Origin of the sequence: Amycolatopsis heterodermiae (assembly GCF_034929455.1) — a bacterium.
GTDB lineage: Bacteria > Actinomycetota > Actinomycetes > Mycobacteriales > Pseudonocardiaceae > Amycolatopsis > Amycolatopsis heterodermiae.
Genome location: NZ_JAYFSI010000006.1, coordinates 268139 through 283613 on the forward strand (window position 1 = coordinate 268139; position 15475 = coordinate 283613).

General features: G+C 72.2%; 16 protein-coding genes. 9 read left to right on the top strand and 7 right to left on the bottom strand.

Going from position 1 to position 15475, the window contains the following annotated elements; genetic code table 11:
- Nucleotides 1-39: 39 nt before the first annotated feature.
- Genes VA596_RS26195 through VA596_RS26205 form a run of 3 tightly spaced genes read left to right on the top strand, consistent with a single transcriptional unit; the run spans nucleotide 40 to nucleotide 2568 of the window.
- Nucleotides 40-1119 (top strand): ATP-dependent DNA ligase, encoded by a 1080-nt coding sequence (locus VA596_RS26195; protein ID WP_323330804.1) that lies wholly within the window; start codon nucleotides 40-42, stop codon nucleotides 1117-1119.
- Entirely contained in the window at nucleotides 1116-2120 is a 1005-nt protein-coding gene (gene ligD / locus VA596_RS26200) for a non-homologous end-joining DNA ligase (protein ID WP_323330805.1), read from the top strand. The genes VA596_RS26195 and ligD overlap by 4 nt, the downstream gene beginning before the upstream one ends.
- 1 nt (nucleotide 2121) lies before the next feature.
- Nucleotides 2122-2568: a GNAT family N-acetyltransferase gene (locus VA596_RS26205; protein WP_323330806.1), complete on the top strand. Its 447-nt coding sequence runs from the start codon at nucleotides 2122-2124 to the stop codon at nucleotides 2566-2568.
- A 337-nt stretch (nucleotides 2569-2905) separates the two neighbouring features.
- Here VA596_RS26205 and VA596_RS26210 read toward each other — a convergent pair whose 3' ends face one another.
- Both VA596_RS26210 and VA596_RS26215 read right to left on the bottom strand, forming a co-directional pair.
- A complete protein-coding gene (locus VA596_RS26210; RefSeq protein ID WP_323330807.1) occupies nucleotides 2906-3187 on the bottom strand; it encodes a hypothetical protein in 282 nt (93 codons plus the stop codon).
- Between the two features lie 71 nt (nucleotides 3188-3258).
- A complete protein-coding gene (locus VA596_RS26215) occupies nucleotides 3259-4260 on the bottom strand; it encodes a CobW family GTP-binding protein (RefSeq protein ID WP_323330808.1) in 1002 nt (333 codons plus the stop codon).
- A gap of 486 nt (nucleotides 4261-4746) precedes the next feature.
- Here VA596_RS26215 and VA596_RS26220 point away from each other — a divergent pair, with 486 nt between their 5' ends.
- The 3 genes from VA596_RS26220 to VA596_RS26230 all read left to right on the top strand — a co-directional run bounded on the left by VA596_RS26220 (nucleotide 4747) and on the right by VA596_RS26230 (nucleotide 7801).
- A complete protein-coding gene (locus tag VA596_RS26220) occupies nucleotides 4747-5847 on the top strand; it encodes a nitric oxide synthase oxygenase (RefSeq protein WP_323330809.1) in 1101 nt (366 codons plus the stop codon).
- Nucleotides 5848-5921: 74 nt separating this feature from the next.
- Nucleotides 5922-6428 (top strand): flavodoxin domain-containing protein, encoded by a 507-nt coding sequence (locus VA596_RS26225; protein WP_323330810.1) that lies wholly within the window; start codon nucleotides 5922-5924, stop codon nucleotides 6426-6428.
- 77 nt (nucleotides 6429-6505) lie between these two features.
- Nucleotides 6506-7801, top strand: a complete 1296-nt coding sequence (locus tag VA596_RS26230) for an MFS transporter (protein ID WP_323330811.1) — start codon at nucleotides 6506-6508, stop codon at nucleotides 7799-7801.
- Here VA596_RS26230 and cpt read toward each other — a convergent pair.
- The 3 genes from cpt to VA596_RS26245 are packed head-to-tail and all read right to left on the bottom strand — an operon-like array spanning nucleotide 7752 to nucleotide 10192.
- The gene (cpt, locus tag VA596_RS26235; protein WP_323330812.1) at nucleotides 7752-8318 is read right to left on the bottom strand and encodes a chloramphenicol phosphotransferase CPT; all 567 of its coding nucleotides are present in this window, start codon (nucleotides 8316-8318) and stop codon (nucleotides 7752-7754) included. The genes VA596_RS26230 and cpt overlap by 50 nt on opposite strands.
- Nucleotides 8315-8974 (bottom strand): response regulator transcription factor, encoded by a 660-nt coding sequence (locus VA596_RS26240; RefSeq protein ID WP_323330813.1) that lies wholly within the window; start codon nucleotides 8972-8974, stop codon nucleotides 8315-8317. Before VA596_RS26240 ends, cpt begins: the two co-directional genes overlap by 4 nt.
- A gap of 9 nt (nucleotides 8975-8983) precedes the next feature.
- The gene (locus VA596_RS26245) at nucleotides 8984-10192 is read right to left on the bottom strand and encodes a sensor histidine kinase (protein ID WP_323330814.1); all 1209 of its coding nucleotides are present in this window, start codon (nucleotides 10190-10192) and stop codon (nucleotides 8984-8986) included.
- A 166-nt stretch (nucleotides 10193-10358) separates the two neighbouring features.
- Between VA596_RS26245 and VA596_RS26250 the strand changes: the two genes are divergently transcribed.
- Nucleotides 10359-10949: an MmpS family transport accessory protein gene (locus VA596_RS26250; protein ID WP_323330815.1), complete on the top strand. Its 591-nt coding sequence runs from the start codon at nucleotides 10359-10361 to the stop codon at nucleotides 10947-10949.
- An 87-nt stretch (nucleotides 10950-11036) separates the two neighbouring features.
- Here the strand turns inward: VA596_RS26250 and VA596_RS26255 are convergent, their stop codons facing one another.
- Together VA596_RS26255 and VA596_RS26260 are read right to left on the bottom strand one after the other, a co-directional pair.
- Complete coding sequence (locus tag VA596_RS26255) at nucleotides 11037-12518, bottom strand: sialidase family protein (protein ID WP_323330816.1); 1482 nt, start codon at nucleotides 12516-12518, stop codon at nucleotides 11037-11039.
- A gap of 123 nt (nucleotides 12519-12641) precedes the next feature.
- Nucleotides 12642-13616 (bottom strand): YeiH family protein, encoded by a 975-nt coding sequence (locus tag VA596_RS26260; protein WP_323330817.1) that lies wholly within the window; start codon nucleotides 13614-13616, stop codon nucleotides 12642-12644.
- Nucleotides 13617-13686: 70 nt separating this feature from the next.
- Here VA596_RS26260 and VA596_RS26265 point away from each other — a divergent pair, with 70 nt between their 5' ends.
- Together VA596_RS26265 and VA596_RS26270 are read left to right on the top strand one after the other, a co-directional pair.
- Entirely contained in the window at nucleotides 13687-14586 is a 900-nt protein-coding gene (locus VA596_RS26265) for a LysR family transcriptional regulator (protein ID WP_323330818.1), read from the top strand.
- A 70-nt stretch (nucleotides 14587-14656) separates the two neighbouring features.
- Nucleotides 14657-15466: a PadR family transcriptional regulator gene (locus VA596_RS26270; RefSeq protein ID WP_323330819.1), complete on the top strand. Its 810-nt coding sequence runs from the start codon at nucleotides 14657-14659 to the stop codon at nucleotides 15464-15466.
- The last annotated feature ends 9 nt before the right edge of the window (nucleotides 15467-15475 follow it).

Sequence of the window (15475 nt, forward strand, 5' to 3'; positions counted from 1 at the left end):
CGCCGAGAAATGTCGGTGGGGTCAATTAGGATCGCCGGCGTGGACCTGCCCGTGATGCCGCCCGTGCGGCCGATGCTCGCGAAAGCCGTGCACGAGGTGCCCCGTGACCCGGGGCTGCTCTACGAGCCCAAGTGGGACGGTTTCCGCTGCATCGTGTTCCGCGACGGCGACGAGATCGAGCTCGGCTCCCGCAAAGACCGCCCGCTCACCCGGTACTTCCCGGAGCTGGTGGAGCTGCTGGCCGCCGCGCTGCCGCCGAGGTGCGTGGTGGACGGCGAGATCGTCCTGGTCACCCCGGCCGGCCTCGACTTCGAGGTGCTGCAGCTGCGGCTGCACCCGGCGGCGTCGCGCGTGAAGAAGCTCGCGGAGGAGACGCCGGCCAGTTTCGTCGCCTTCGACCTGCTCGCGCTCGGCGACACCGACCTCACCGGGGCGCCGTTCCGGGAGCGGCGCAAGCAGCTGGAGAGCGTCCTGCGGACCGACGCGGAAGGACTCCAGCGCGTCCACCTGACCCCGCTGAGCGAGGACCCGGACCAGGCCGAGGACTGGTTCACCCGGTTCGAGGGCGCGGGGTTCGACGGGGTCATGGCCAAGCCCGCCGACGAGCCGTACGAGCAGGACAAACGGGTCATGTGGAAGGTCAAGCACGAGCGCACGGCGGACTGCGTCGTCGTCGGCTTCCGCTGGCACAAGGACGGCGTGGGCGTCGGCTCGCTGCTGCTGGGGCTGTACGACGGCGAGGGCGTGCTGCACCACGTCGGCGTCGCCAGCAGCTTCACGAAGGCGCGGCGGGCCGAGCTGGTCGACGAGCTGGCGCCGTTGCGGGAAAACGCGCTGGAAGGCCATCCGTGGCGGTCCTGGGCGGAGTACGAACCGGACCCGGGCCGCAAACCGGGCCCGAACAGCCGGTGGGCGCCCGGCAAGGACCTCTCCTGGGAGCCGCTGCGCACCGAGTGGGTGGCCGAGGTCCGCTACGAGCACCTGCAGGGCGGGCGCTTCCGCCACGGCGGGCGGCTGGTCCGGTTCCGGCCGGACCGCACCCCGGAGTCCTGCACGTACGCCCAGCTCGACGAGGCACCGCCCGCCGAGCTCGCGAAGCTGTTCGGGGAGGCACGATGAGCGGCGCGGTGCTGCTGGACGTCGACGGCGTCGAGGTCAAGATCAGCAGCCCGGACAAGGTCTACTTCCCCGAGCGCGGCGAGACGAAGCTCGACCTCGTCGAGTACTACCGCGCGGTCTCCGGGCCGCTGCTCGACCGGCTCGGCGAGCGTCCGCTGCTGCTGGAGCGCTACCCGGACGGCGCGGGCGGCAAGAACTGGTTCCAGAAGCGCGTCCCGAAGGGGGTGCCGCCGTGGCTGACCACCACGGTGGTGTCGACGCCGAACGGCACGACGAGTGACGCGCTGGTCGCGAAGGACCTGGCCCACATCCTGTGGGCGGTGAACCTCGGCTGCCTCGGCTTCCACGTGTGGCCGTACCGCGCCGACACGCCGGAGGTCGCCGACGAGCTGCGCGTCGACCTCGACCCGTCACCGGGCATCGGCTTCGACGACCTGCGCGAGGCCGCGGTGCTGACCCGCGAGTTCCTGGGTGAGCACGGGATCGAAGGCCACCTCAAGACGTCCGGGTCGCGGGGCCTGCACCTGTACGTGCTGCTGGAACCGCGCTGGGACAGCTTCCAGGTGCGGGCCGCGGCGGTCGCGCTGGCGCGGGCGCTGGAGCGGCGGCACCCGTCGAAGATCACGGCGCAGTGGTGGAAGGAGGAGCGCGGCTCGCGCGTGTTCGTCGACTTCAACCAGAACGCGCCGCACAAGACCGTGTTCGGCACGTGGTGCGTGCGCCCGCGCGTCGGCGGCCAGGTGTCGACGCCGATCTCGTGGGACGAGCTGGACGGCGTCGAGCCGGACACGTTCACCTTGAGCACGGTGCCCGCGCGTCTCTTGAAGGATGGCGACCCGTGGGCCGGCGCGGGGGAGCGGCCGCAGTCGATCGAGCCGCTGCTGGCGATGTCGGAGGCCGACATGGCCGCCGGGCTGATGGACGCGCCGTGGCCGCCGGTCTACCCGAAGATGCCGAACGAGCCGCCCCGCGTCGCGCCGAGCCGGGCGAAGAAGGCCTGAAGTGGCCACCGTCGCGGAGTGCGCGGCCGACGACGGTTTCCTGCGCGCGCTGGTCACGGCGATGACCGCCGAACTGGTGGTGGCCTACAACCTGCCGGTCGACGCACAACCGCCGCCCCTGCACCCGGAAAGCCGCTACCTCCTGGCCCGCGACGGCGAGCGCGCGATCGGCTGCTGCGCGGTGGAGCCGATCGAGCCGGGCCTGTACGAGCTGAAGCGCATGTTCGTAGCCCCGGACGCCCGCGGCACGGGCGTGTCGAGCGCGCTGATGGCCTCGTCCGAGCGCTTGGCCCGCGAGGCGGGAGGAGCCCGCATCCGCCTGGAGACAGGCATCCGCCAACCGGCGGCGATGAGGCTGTACGAGCGCGCGGGGTATCGCCGAGTACCGAACTTCCCACCACACGAGTCCGACCCGGAGTCGATCTGCTACGAGAAGGCGCTGGCGTAGGCGCCCGGCACGGGGTGGCTGTGCTCAGCGCGGGGGAGGCGGGCGTGCTTGTTGCTCAGGCGACCCCGGCAGTCGGAGGCGCTCGGCGCGAGTGGGGGGATGCCGTGCCTGCCCGATAGCGGGTGATTCTGGTGGTCTCGAAGCTCTCGCCGCCGGACTTTCGGCTCGTGTGAGCGAGGAGAGCCAGCCGGGTGACCCTGGCTGCCAAACCACCCGCCGCGGCTGATCTCCGGTTCGTGCGAGAGCCAGGAGTGTTTGGCGGCGACTCTGATTGCCGGGCTTTTGCTGCGACTCGGGAGGGTCCGTCGGGCTCAGCCGTCGAACCCGTGCCGGGCGGCTATAGCTCCAGTTCGAGAGACAGCTGACCCCGGTCCATGTCTCCCGGCGCCACCCGCAGGCCCACCGGGGGAGCGGGCAGCGTGGCAACGCACGCCGAACAGGGCGCTACCTCGGATGTCGTCAAGTCGACCGGCTTCCAGCTGCGGGACTCGCGCTCGCCGCAGGCCGACCTGCGGTAGCGGAGGTCGCCCGATCGGGTCATCAGGTGCGCCAGCGGCACCTCTTCGGGCAGCACGCCGACCAGGTACCAGCGTGGTGCGCTCACCTCGGTGGTCGTCATGGCCGCCAGTCTCTGCCGGGGCCGGCGGGAATCCTTGGTTTTGCCGATCTTCGGCGTGGCGGGAGCGGGACTCAGGCTTCGTCGGGGAGGTAGCGGAGGATGTGCAGCAGGCCGCGCTCGTCGAGCACGTCCGGGTCGGGCGCGACGCAGCTCCGCAGGTCGGCCAGCACCGCCGCGGTGTCCAGGCCGGCGCCGATCAGCACCAGTTCCGTCCCGTGCCGGGCAGCCGAGCGTTCCACCTGCACGAACCCGCCGACGGTGTGCAGCTGGAAGCTTGTCTCGGCGCCGAAGTCGGCCCGGCCTTTCATGCGGTAGAGGCCGGCCGGGCGGCGCTCCAGGAAGCCGACGAACGCGCGCGGGGCGAGCGGGGTGTCCGCGGTGAAGGTGACCGTCTCGTACCGCGCGTGCAGGTGCTCCGCGTGGTCGTGGTCCTCGCGCAGGTCGTCGAAGGACAGCTGGCCGACGCGCTCGCCGCGCGGCTCGGGGTCGAAGAACAGCCTCGGATCGACCCGGCCGTGCGAGGTGACCAGCAGCGGAGCGCCCGGGGCCAGTTCCTCGACCGTCGCGGTGACCTTCGCCAAGGCCTCGGCGGAGACCCGGTCGGCCTTGTTGAGCACCACCAGGTCGGCCAGCCGCAGGTGGTCGGCCAGCTCGGGATGGCGTTCGCGCGCGGCCTCGAACTCGGCGGCGTCCACCACCTCGGCCAGGCCGCCGTAGCGGATGTCCGGGTTCTCGCTGGCGATCATCAGCCGGATCAGGTCACGTGGCTCGGCGATGCCGCTGGCCTCGACGACGATGACGTCGATGCCCGCCTCGGCCGACGACAGCCGGCCCAGCATCGCGTCCAGCCCGCTGGCGTCGACGGCGCAGCACAGGCAGCCGTTGCCGAGCGAGACCATCGTGTCGACCTGCCCGGCCACGGCCAGCGCGTCGACGTTCACGCTGCCGAAGTCGTTGACCACCACGCCGACCCGGGCGCCCTCGCGGTTGGCGAGCAGGTGGTTGAGCAGCGTCGTCTTGCCCGCGCCGAGGAACCCGGCGACGAGGACCACGGGGATCCGGCTCACGAACATTCCCTCCTCTGCCGATCACCCGACTCTAAACGACGCCCCCGCACGCGCGTGTACACGGGGGACCGGCGCCGGAAAAGGCCGTTCGGCGATTGTCCACGAAAAGCCGAAGATCGGCGCCCGGGAAACAATCACGCGGACGTCGGGCGCAATTGTGATCGATTGACGGGAATTGCGCTGCGACATGTCCGGATAACGCTTGGTAACGGCTATTTTCCGGCGTTTTCCCAGGTGGCGGCGATATTTCGAGAACCGCGGGAGGTACTGGGCATTCGGTGTCCGTGGCCCCCGAAACGTGGGGTATCCTCCCCCGCCTGGTCGGAAGTGCCCGTGCTGCAGGCGTTTCCGGCCGACAGTGTTGTCGGCGACCATCGGAGGAACGGTGAACCTTCCCGTCGGGATGCAGATCACGATTTCGGAGAGTGGGGTAGTGCGGTGACGGCTACGTCCGAGCGGGTGACAACCGCGCCGGCACTTTACCACCAACGGGTGTCGGGAGAACAGAGCGTCAATTCCGCGGAGGCCGAAGAATTCCTCAACCTGATGTTCGAAGAAGGGGCGGCCGAGGAGGGCACGTGGCTCGAGACGCGCCTGGCCGAGGTGCGCACCGAAATCGCCGAAACCGGCACCTACCGGCACACGCCCGCCGAGCTGGCGTACGGCGCCCGGGTCGCCTGGCGCAACTCGGCCCGCTGCATCGGCCGGCTCTACTGGAACAGCCTCCGCGTCCGCGACCGGCGCCGGGTCACCGACCCCGCCGGCATCGCCGGCGAGTGCGTCGCCCACCTGCGCCAGGCCACCCGCGCCGGCCGGATCCGCCCGACGGTCACCGTCTTCGCCCCGGAAACCCCGGTCGTCGCGGGCCCGCGCATCCACAACGAGCAACTGATCCGCTACGCCGGGTACCGGCTGGAGGACGGTTCCGTGCTCGGCGACCCGCGCAACGCCGGGTTCACCGACGAGGTGCGGCGGCTCGGCTGGCGTCCACCGGAGCGGAGAGGCTCCTTCGACGTCCTCCCGCTGCTGGTCGAGGCGGACCCCGGCGATCCACGCCTGTTCGCGCTGCCCCCGGACGCCGTGCTGGAGGTGCCGCTGACCCACCCCGACCACCGCTGGTTCGCCGGGCTGGGGCTGCGCTGGCACGCCGTGCCGGCGATCAGCAACATGCCGCTCGAGATCGGCGGCGTCACCTACCCGGCCGCGCCGTTCAACGGCTGGTACCTGGGCACCGAGATCGGCGCCCGGAACCTGGCCGACGAGGACCGCTACGACCTGCTGCCGGTCATCGCGGAGCTGATGGGCCTGGAGACCGGCTCCGAGCGCACGATGTGGCGCGACCGGGCGCTCGTCGAGCTGACGCTGGCGGTGCAGCACTCGTTCGACACGGCCGGGGTGACGATGGCCGACCACCACACGGAGTCGCGGCGGTTCCTGACGCACCTGGAGAAGGAGGAACGCGCCGGGCGCCGGTGCCCGGCCGACTGGAGCTGGATCGTGCCGCCCGTTTCGGGTGGTCAGACCGCTGTGTTCCGCCGCTACTACGACGAACCGGATCCCGCGGCGCGACCGGCGTTCCTGCTGCCGGACTGAGCCCGGAACGCCCGTTCGGCGGATCGTGACCGGCCCGCGGCGCCGATTCGAGCGGGAGGGCCGACAATGGAGTGATGACCGCAGTCCTCGTCGCCCATTCCGGACGCCACGGCGGTACCCGGCAGATCGCCGAGGTCATCGCCGAGGAGCTCCGCGAAACCGGCCTGACCGTGGACCTGCGCGACGCCGCCGACGTCGCGACCGTCGACGGTTACGCCGCGGTGGTCGTCGGCAGCGCCCTGTACTACCACCGGTGGCGGCCGGACGCGGTCCGCCTCCTGGAGCACCACGCGCGGGACCTGGCCGAGCGTCCGGTGTGGCTGTTCCACAGCGGACCGTGCGGACCCGGTGCGGCCCTGCACCAGGTCAGCCTGCCGGCGAACGTGGCGCTGCTCGCGGCGCGCATCGACGCGGAGCGCACCGCGACCTTCGGCGGCCGGCTGGACCCGGCGACGGTGCGCGGGCTGATCCCGCGGCTGATGGCCTCGGGGCACCGCGCCGGCGACTTCCGCGACTGGGACCGGATCAAGGCCTGGGCGCGGGACGTCGGGCGCCGGGTGCGCATCGGCGTGCCGCACTGACCCTTGCCCGCACGGGGTCGTCGGTGCTAGACCAAGCCTGAAGTCTTCCGGTGAAGAACCGACGGGACGGGGCAAACGTGACGGATCGGCAGGCGGAACCGGCCCAGGCCAAGAAAGCGCTTACAGCGGATCAGCGGAACTCGTTCCTCGCGGCGCTGCTCGGCTGGAGCATGGACTCCTTCGACTACTTCCTCGTGGTGTTCGTCCTGGCGGACATCGCCAAGGACAAGTCGTTCGGCGCGACCGCGACGCAGCTGGCGTTCATCACGACGGCCACCCTGGTGATGCGCCCGGTCGGCGCGCTCCTGTTCGGCCTGTGGGCCGACCGCGTCGGGCGCCGGGTGCCGCTGATCGTGGACGTCCTGGTGTACTCGGTGGCCGGGCTGCTGTGCGCGTTCGCCCCGAACTTCACCGTGCTGCTGATCCTGCGGTTCGTCTACGGCGTCGGGATGGGCGGCGAATGGGGCCTGGGCGCGGCGCTGGCGATGGAGAAGATCCCGGTGGCGCGCCGCGGGTTCTTCTCGGGACTGCTGCAGGTGGGCTATTCGATCGGGTACCTGCTGGCCGCGCTGGCGTACCTGCTGTTCCACTCGGCACTGAACCTCGAGTGGCGTTGGATCTTCGTTCTCAGCATCTTCCCGGCGCTGATCAGCCTGCTGATCCGCGCCCGGGTGCGCGAGTCGGAGGTCTGGGAGGCGACCCGGGAGAAGCTGCGCGTGACGCGCACGTCGGTCAAGGACGTGCTGCTGAACCCGAAGGTGATCCGCCGCTTCGGGTACCTGATCCTGCTGATGACGGCGTTCAACTGGATGAGCCACGGCACCCAGGACGTCTACCCGAGTTTCCTCAAGGCACACGACAACGGCGGCGCCGGGCTGACCGCGACGACGAGTACGTGGATCGCGGTGCTGTACAACGTCGGCGCCATCATCGGCGGCCTGACGTTCGGCACGCTGTCCGAGCGGCTGGGGCGCCGCCGCACGATCGTCGCGGCGGCGGTGCTCGGCCTGCCGGTGATCCCGATCTTCGCGTTCGACCACGGGGCGGGCATGCTGGCGCTCGGGTCGTTCCTGATGCAGGTGATGGTCCAGGGCGCCTGGGGCGTGATCCCCGCGCACCTGACCGAGATGTCGCCGGACGCGATCCGCGGCTTCTACCCGGGCGTGACGTACCAGCTGGGCAACCTCCTCGCGGCCCTCAACCTCCCGATCCAGCAGGCGATCGCGGAGTCGCACGGGTACTCGTCGGCTCTACTGTGGACGGTGGTGCCCGGACTGGTCGCCGTCGCGGTGCTGACCGCGATCGGCAAGGAGGCCAAGGGCATCAGGTTCGGCGACTCGGCGGTGGCGACGGCTCCGGCGTCCGCGAAGTGACCGCCTCGGCGATTTCCCGGGCGCACGCCTCGGGTTCGGCGTGGGTGGTGTCCACTTCGAGGTCGTAGTGGACACCCCGGTGGACGAGATCCGCTTGGCGGGCGGCCATTCCGGGGATCCGGTCACCTCGGCCGGCTTCGCGTTCCGCGGCGACGGCGGGGTCGCAGCGGACGCCGACCCAGAGCACGGCCAGGCCGCCGAGCGCGCGCTGCCACCGCCGCTGAGACCCGGCGCCGCCGAGGAAGACCTCGTCGACGACGATCCGGGCGCCCGCCCGGGCCATCGCGGCGAGGCCCTCGATCCACGCCGCTTCGAGGACGCGGAAGTCTTCGCCGACCGTGACCGCACCGTCGGCGGCGAAGTCGATGTCCGTACCGGCCCCGGGCATCGCGTCCACGAGCGTGTCGGTGCCGAACGTGAGCCACGGCTCGGGAAAGAGCGCCTGCAGGCACCGGGCGATGGTGGACTTGCCGGAGCTGGACCCTCCATTGAGGACGATCACCCGGGGCCGCGTCACGGCGTGACGAGCCCGGCCTCGTAGGCGAAGATGGTCAGCTGCACCCGATTGCTGACGTCCAGCTTCGCGAACGTCCGGGTGATGTGCGTCTTCACCGTGGCCTCGCTGAGGAACAGCTCCCCGGCTATGTCGGCGTTCGGCTTCCCCTGGGCGACCGCCGTGACGATCTGGCGTTCACGCTCGCTGAGCAGCTCGAGGCCCGCACGGGCCCGCGCCCGCCGGGGGCTGACTCGCGCCGCCACGAACTGGCCGATCAGCTGCTTCGTCGTGCGCGGTGACAGCATCGCCTCGCCGCGGGCCACCACCCGGACGCCTTCGATGATCTCCTGCGGCGAGCCCTCCTTGAGCAGGAAGCCGCTCGCGCCGGCCGCGAGGGCCTCGAAGACGTACTCGTCGAGGTCGAACGTCGTCAGGATCAGCACCTTCGGCGGCCGCGGCTGGGCGAGCACCGCGGCGGTCGCGGCGAGGCCGTTCATCCGGCGCATCCGGATGTCCATGAGCACGACGTCCGGGGCGTGCCGGGCGACCTGCTGGACGGCCTCGTCGCCGTCGCCCGCCTCGGCGACCACCTCGAGGTCGGGGGTGCTGCCGAGGATCATCGACAACCCGGTGCGGACCAGCGGGTCGTCGTCGACGAGCAGTACGCGCACGCTCACCCGCCCATGCTAGGGCGTCGGCGCCACCCAGGGCAGCCAGGCCCGCAACGCGAAGAACCCGTCCGCGCCGGGGCCGGCGGTCAGGGTGCCGCCGAGCAGGGAGACCCGCTCGTTGACGCCGGTGAGCCCGGTGCCGGAGCCGGGGGAGGGCACCGGCTGCGGCGGCAGCGGGTTGACGACCTCGATCCCCAGGCCGGCGCCCGGCCCGCCGCGGACGGTGACCTCCGCGGGCGCGCCCGGCGAGTGGCGCAGGACGTTGGTCAGCGCCTCCTGCAGGATCCGGTAGGCGGCCGTGCCGAGCGGCGCGGGAGCCGTCGTGGCCTGGTCGAGCAGGATGGTGACGTTCGCCGCGAGGCCCGCCCGCCGGGCACCCGCGATCAGCTCCGGGACATCGGTCAACGTCGGCTGCGGCGGCTCGGCGGGGCCACCGGGACCCGCGGGGCCACGGTCGGTGAAGCCGTTGTCGCGCAGCACGCCGATCACCTGGCGCAGGTCGTCGAGGGACTGCCGGGCCGTGGTCCGGACGGTCTTGGCCGCCTCCGCCGCGTCCGGCGTGGTCGCCGCGGTGACCTCCAGCGCGCCCGCCTGCAGCGACAGCAGGGAAAGCCGGTGGCCGAGGACGTCGTGCATCTCGCGCGCGATCCGCGTCTGCTCCTCGCGGCGGGCGACCTGGTCGCGCAGCGCCCGCTCTTCGACGTCGCGGCGGCGGGTCTCGAGGACGCTGTACCGGACGACCCCGACGGTGAACGGCACGGCCGTGAACACCAGCGCCGTGATGATCACGCCGGTCAGCTTCGACGTCGTCGTCTCGGTGGACAGCCACGCCTCCGCGAGCGACAGGTCGGTCACGCGCCCGGCGTCGCGCCAGACGGCGAACCCGGTCGCGACTAAGACCAGCGCGGTCCCGGTCCAGCGCCGCCAGCCGGCGTGGTGCGCGGTGAGGGCGGCCAGGGCGATCAGCGCGGCCAAGGAGTCGCCGCGCATGAGCAGCGGCGCGAGGAGCGCGACGCCCGTGACGACGACGGGCCAGCGGTGCCGCCACACCAGCAGCACCGCGGCGGCCAGCGCCACGGGCCAGCTCAGCACCATCAGCGCGGACGGCTGGAGGTCTTCGGTGCCCGCGACACTCGCGTCGCCGACGAGGTTCCCGGTGCTGACCAGCACGCACGCGAACACCGCGAACACGGTGCACACGACGCGCAGCCCGGACCGTTCCATGCGCAGAGCCTACGAGGCGCCCGCGCGGTGCCCATCAGCCGTTCCGCCGATTCACCCGGGCGCCGGTGACGACTTTGGTCGTACGGCGTCGAGTCCCGCGGATGACGCGGAGCCCGGCGTCGCACTGCTTTCCTTCTCGCCGTCAAGCAGTGGCGAAAGGAACCCGATGACCGACAACTCCACTCTCCAGCAGGCACCGCCGCGCAACGGCCTCGGCACGGCGGGCTTCGTCCTCGGCCTGCTCGGGCTGGTGGTCGCGCCGATCCCGCTCGCCGGGGTGGTCGCCTGGCCGCTGGCGGTCGCCGGGCTGATCCTCTCGGCGGTGGGCCTGGCGCGGGTCCGCGCCGGGAAGGCGACGAACCGGGGACTCACGATCGCCGGCATCGTCGTGTCGGTGCTCGGCCTGGTCGTGAGCGTGCTGTGGGGGGTGGTGATCGGCAAGGCCGTGTCCGACGTCCAGGACCAGGCCACCCAGCACCACACGATCACCTACGAGGTGAGCGGGGACGCGAAGGCCGTCAACATCGACTACAGCACCTTCGAAGCGCACACGATCCTCATCAACACCGAGCTGTCCGCCCCGGTGCCGTGGACCAAGACCGTCGAGGCCACCGGGTTCCTCGAAGGGGCCCAGTTCACCGCGACGGCCGGGCCCGACGGCGGCTCGGTGACCTGCAAGGTCGTCGTGGACGGCAAGGACGCTAAGACGGCGACCGCGGCGGGGCCGGGCGCCGTCGCGAGCTGCACCGGCTTCTGAACCGCCCGTACCGCCCGGACGAGGGGGCCGGGCGGTACGGGGACGGCGGCAGGACCCGGCCAGGGGGCGGGTCCTGCCGCCGGTGGATCAGCCGCAGTGCTCGAACTCGCTGGTGTAGGACACGCCGCCGGCCGTCCCGCCCCACTTGACGCACTTGTTCGCCGCGGCCGCCTTGACCGGGCCGGCGAAGTAGGAGAACGACCCCGAGTCGGTCTGCCGCGCCGCGCCCTGGACCTCCAGGAACGCCGAGGTCGCCGTGGCCGTCCCGGCGGACGCGCTCTTCATCGTGCTGACGCAGTTCTGCCCGTTGGAAGCGTTGTAGGACAGGTAAACCGTGCCCGCCGTGCCGAGCGGCTGCGAGTCGATGACGCCGTAACCGCCACCGCAGGCGGGGGCGCCCAGCGCGGCTTCGGTCACCGTGGCGAAGCGGATGGTGTCGTTCGCGTGCAGCTCCGGGCCCGCCTCGAACAGCACGCCGACCGACGACTGCGAAAGCTGGACCATGTCCGAGTACGCCGCGTCCTGGCCCCACACGAGCAGGCTCGCGTCGGTGCCCGTCCAGTTGCCGCCCTCGTCGAACGAGGAGTGCACCCGCAGCTGCTTGCGACGGTCGCAAGTGGACGGTGCGGCGAACACGATCCGGTCGTACTTGCCGCCGGTGTCGGTGGCGCTCATCCGGGCCGTCGAGCCCTCGACGGTCGGGGCGACGAGGTCGGTGGCGAAGGTGAACTTCGTGCTGAACGTCGCGCCGCCGTCCGAGCTGATCGCGTACGCCCGGTTGTGCGTGCCGTCGGCCAGGCACTTGTCGCCGTCGTTGGCCTGGTTGCGCGCGGCGGCGTAGACCCGGCCGTCGGCCAGCTCGGTGACGCTGATCTCCTGCGGGTTCATCGTGCTGGCGCTCGGCTTGTCGGTGGCGCCGAGGTGCCAGGTGGAACCGTTGTCGTCGCTGTAGACCAGCGCGCCGATGTTCGAGTAGCTCATGCCGGCGACGAGACGGCCCTTGTGCGCGCCGCGGGTCAGCACGATCCCGTGCGACGGCCCGGTGGCCAGCCAGCTCGGCGCCGCGGAGAAGCCGAGCTCGGTGGTCAGCACGCGCGGCGCGCCCCACGTCTTCCCGTTGTCCTCACTGAGCGAGACGCGCGGGATCCGGCCGCAGGCGGGGTTGGTGTAGCACTGCATCGTCGACAGCAGCACCACGCGGTTGCTGCCCGGGATGACGATCGGCGCCGGGTTGCCCTTCGTGTCGCCGTTGGCCTTGATGACGGTCTGCAGCGCGCTCCACGTCTTGCCGCCGTCGGTGGAGCGCTTCATCACGAGGTCGATCGCGCCGAGGTCGTTGCAGACGCTGGCGCCGTCGTTGCGGCCTTCGGCGAACGCGAGCAGCGCGCCGTCGTTGGCCTTCACGATGGTGGGGATGCGGTAACAGTCGTGGCCTTCGGTGTTCTTGGTGAAGACCAGGGTGCTGGTCACGTCGGCCTGCGCGGTGCCGATGGACGCCGGGACGGCGACCACGGCCGCGCACCCCAGCAGCCCGGCCAGCAGGCCTCTCGCGATACGGGTGAACTTCACGGTGGGGGACTCCCTACGAGTTCGTTCTACGTCCTACGTCTCGGCGGAAGCGTCGACCCGGCCCGTACAAGACCCGTACAACCCGGCGTATAACGAGCTATATCCCTGGCCGGGAGGGAAACATCAGGTGAACGCGGCCAGCGTGGCGAAACCGGTCCCGAACACGAGAAGCGTGGACAGGAGACCCAGGAGCAGGGCTCGGCCGCCACCGCGCAGGAGCGGGCCGAGCCGGACGGCGCAGCCGAGGCCGAACAGCGCGCCCGCGAGCAGGAGGGTGGACGCGGTCTTCGCGACGTCGAGTGCGAACGCCGGGACCAGTCCGGTGCTGCGGACGGCGACCATGGCGAGGAACCCGAGGACGAACAGCGGCACGAGCGGCGCGTGGCCGCCGCGGCGGGTGCGTTCGGCAGCGCCGACGATCGCGACCATCGGGGCGAGCAGCACGACCCGGCTCAGCTTGACCACGATCGCGATCGTCACCGCGCCGGCGCCCGCCGGCCCGGCCGCGGCGACGACCTGGGCGACCTCGTGCACCGAGATCCCGGCCCAGCTGCCGGTGCGGACCGCGTCCAGCCCGAGCCAGTGGGCGAGCAGCGGGAGCACCCCGAGGGCGATGCTGCCGTAGCAGGTGACGAGTGCGACCGCGGTCGCGACGTCGGAGTCCTCGCGGTCGACGACGCCCTCCATGGCGGCGATCGCCGACGCGCCGCAGATCGAGAAGCCGGTGGCGACGAGCAGGGCGAGCCCGCGCGGCACCCGCACCAGCTTGCCGAGGCCGAGGGTGCCGAGGAAGGTGACCGCGACCGTCACCACCACGGCGGCGAGGGTGCCGGCGCCGAGGCCGAGCACCGTCGGCAGGGCGAGTTGCAGCCCGAGCAGGACGACACCCGCGCGCAGCAGGCGTTTCGTGACGCGCGCGACGGCTTGCCGGTGCTCGTCGGCCAGCAGGGGTGTGCTCCCGACGGCGATGCCGAGCACCACGGCGACGGTGAGCGCGCCGGCGACCGGCCACGCCGAGCTGAGCGCGTACGCGGCGGCGACACCCAGACCGGTGATCACGAGGCCGGGCAGGAGCGGTTTCGCCGTCGTGAGTGCCATGGACCCAGCGTCGCCCGGGCGCGCGCGTTCCGGTAGCCGTCGGTGACGGCCCAGGTCATAGACTGGAGCTATGACCGGACCGGATCTGGACTCGCTGCGCCTGCTGGTGCTCGTCGGCGACCTCGGCAGCATCGGCCAGGCGGCCACCGCACTGGGCATCGCGCAACCCTCGGCGAGCAAACGTTTGTCCACTTTGGAGCGTCAGCTGGGACTGTCCCTCGTGGACCGGACGCGGCGGGGCTCGGCGCTGACCCCGGACGGCCGGGTCATCGCGGGCTGGGCCCACCGGGTGCTGGCCGAGGTGGACGGGCTGCGGACCGGCGCCGAGGCACTGCGCACCCAGCGCGGGGCGAAACTGCGCGTCGCGGCGAGCATGACGCTGGCCGAGCACTTCGTGCCGGCGTGGATCGGCGAGGTGAAGCGGACCGGGCCGGACACCTACGTCGGGCTCGAGGTGGTCAACTCCGAGCACGTCGCGGACCTCGTCACGCACGGGAAGGTGGACCTCGGGTTCGTCGAGTCGCCGGGGCCGTGGCCGGGCCTGAGCACTCGCCGGGTCGCGACGGACCGGCTGGTCGTGGTTGTCCCGGCCGGGCACAAGTGGGCGCGGCGACGGCGTCCGCTCACCGCCGCGGAGCTCGCCGCGACACCGCTGGTGGTGCGCGAGCCCGGGTCGGGCACCCGCGAGACCGTCGAGGCGGCGTTGCGCCGCGCGGGCGCCGGGCCGGTGCACCCGTTGCTGGAGCTGGGATCGGCGTCGGCGGTGCGCAACGCCGTGATCTCCGGGGCCGGGCCCGCGGTGATCAGCGACCTCGACGTCGTCCGCGAGCTGGCCGGGCGCCGCCTGGTGCCGGTGGCGGTCGACGGCGTCGAGCTCGGCCGGGTGCTGCGCGCGGTGTGGCCGGCGGGCCGCCGGCTGGCCGGACCGGCCGCGGAGCTGCTGGCGCTGGCGGTCAAGTCCGGGAGCTGAGAGTTGCCGTCGATCCAACGGCGATATATCGTGCGAATGTCGGCGATACGATGAGCCTGAGGAGGCCACCATGGAGATGCACACCGGAGCGGGGCGGATGTTCGGCGGGTTCGGGGGCGGGGAGCCCTTCGGCGGCCACGGGCACCCGGGGCATCCCGGCCACCCGGGGCACCGCGGGCACCCGGACCACGAGCGTGGGATGCCGGGCCACGAGGACTGGGACGGCGTCCCCGACCTGCGCGGCGGGCCGCCGGGGGGTTTTCCGCCGCACCCACCCCACCCGCCGCAGCCGCCTGGGGTTCCCGGCGGCTTTCCGGGGTTCCCGGGCGGGCCGGGGTCGTTCGGCGGCCCGGGTGGCTGGGGCGGCGGCGCGTTCCATCGGGTGCGGGACTTCCGCGGTGGCGGGCGGCCGGCGGCGCGTCCGGTGCGGCCGGCCGTGCTCGCGCTGCTGGCCGAGGAGCCGAGGCACGGTTACCAGCTGATGCAGGAGATCCGGCGGCGCACCCAGGACCGGTGGCGGCCCAGCCCCGGTTCGGTGTACCCGATCCTGCAGCAGCTCGAGGACGAGGGCCTGGTCCGCACGGTCGAGTCGGGCGGCCGGCGCGTCGCCGAGCTGACCGACGCCGGGCGCGAGCACGTTGCCGGCCGTGAAGAGGAGTTCGCCGCCCTGTGGTCCGACGGCGCCCCCGAGGACGAGCCGAACGCCGACCGCTTCGCCGCGCTGTGGAACGCCCTGGGCGAGCTGTCCGGCGCGGCCGCCCAGGTCGGCTACAGCGGCAACGAAGCCCAGGTGGCCGAGGTGAAGAAGATCCTCGCCGACGCGCGCCGCCGGGTCTACGCGGTCCTCGCCGACGCGGACCTGGAGGACGAGGACGCCTGACCGCCCAGG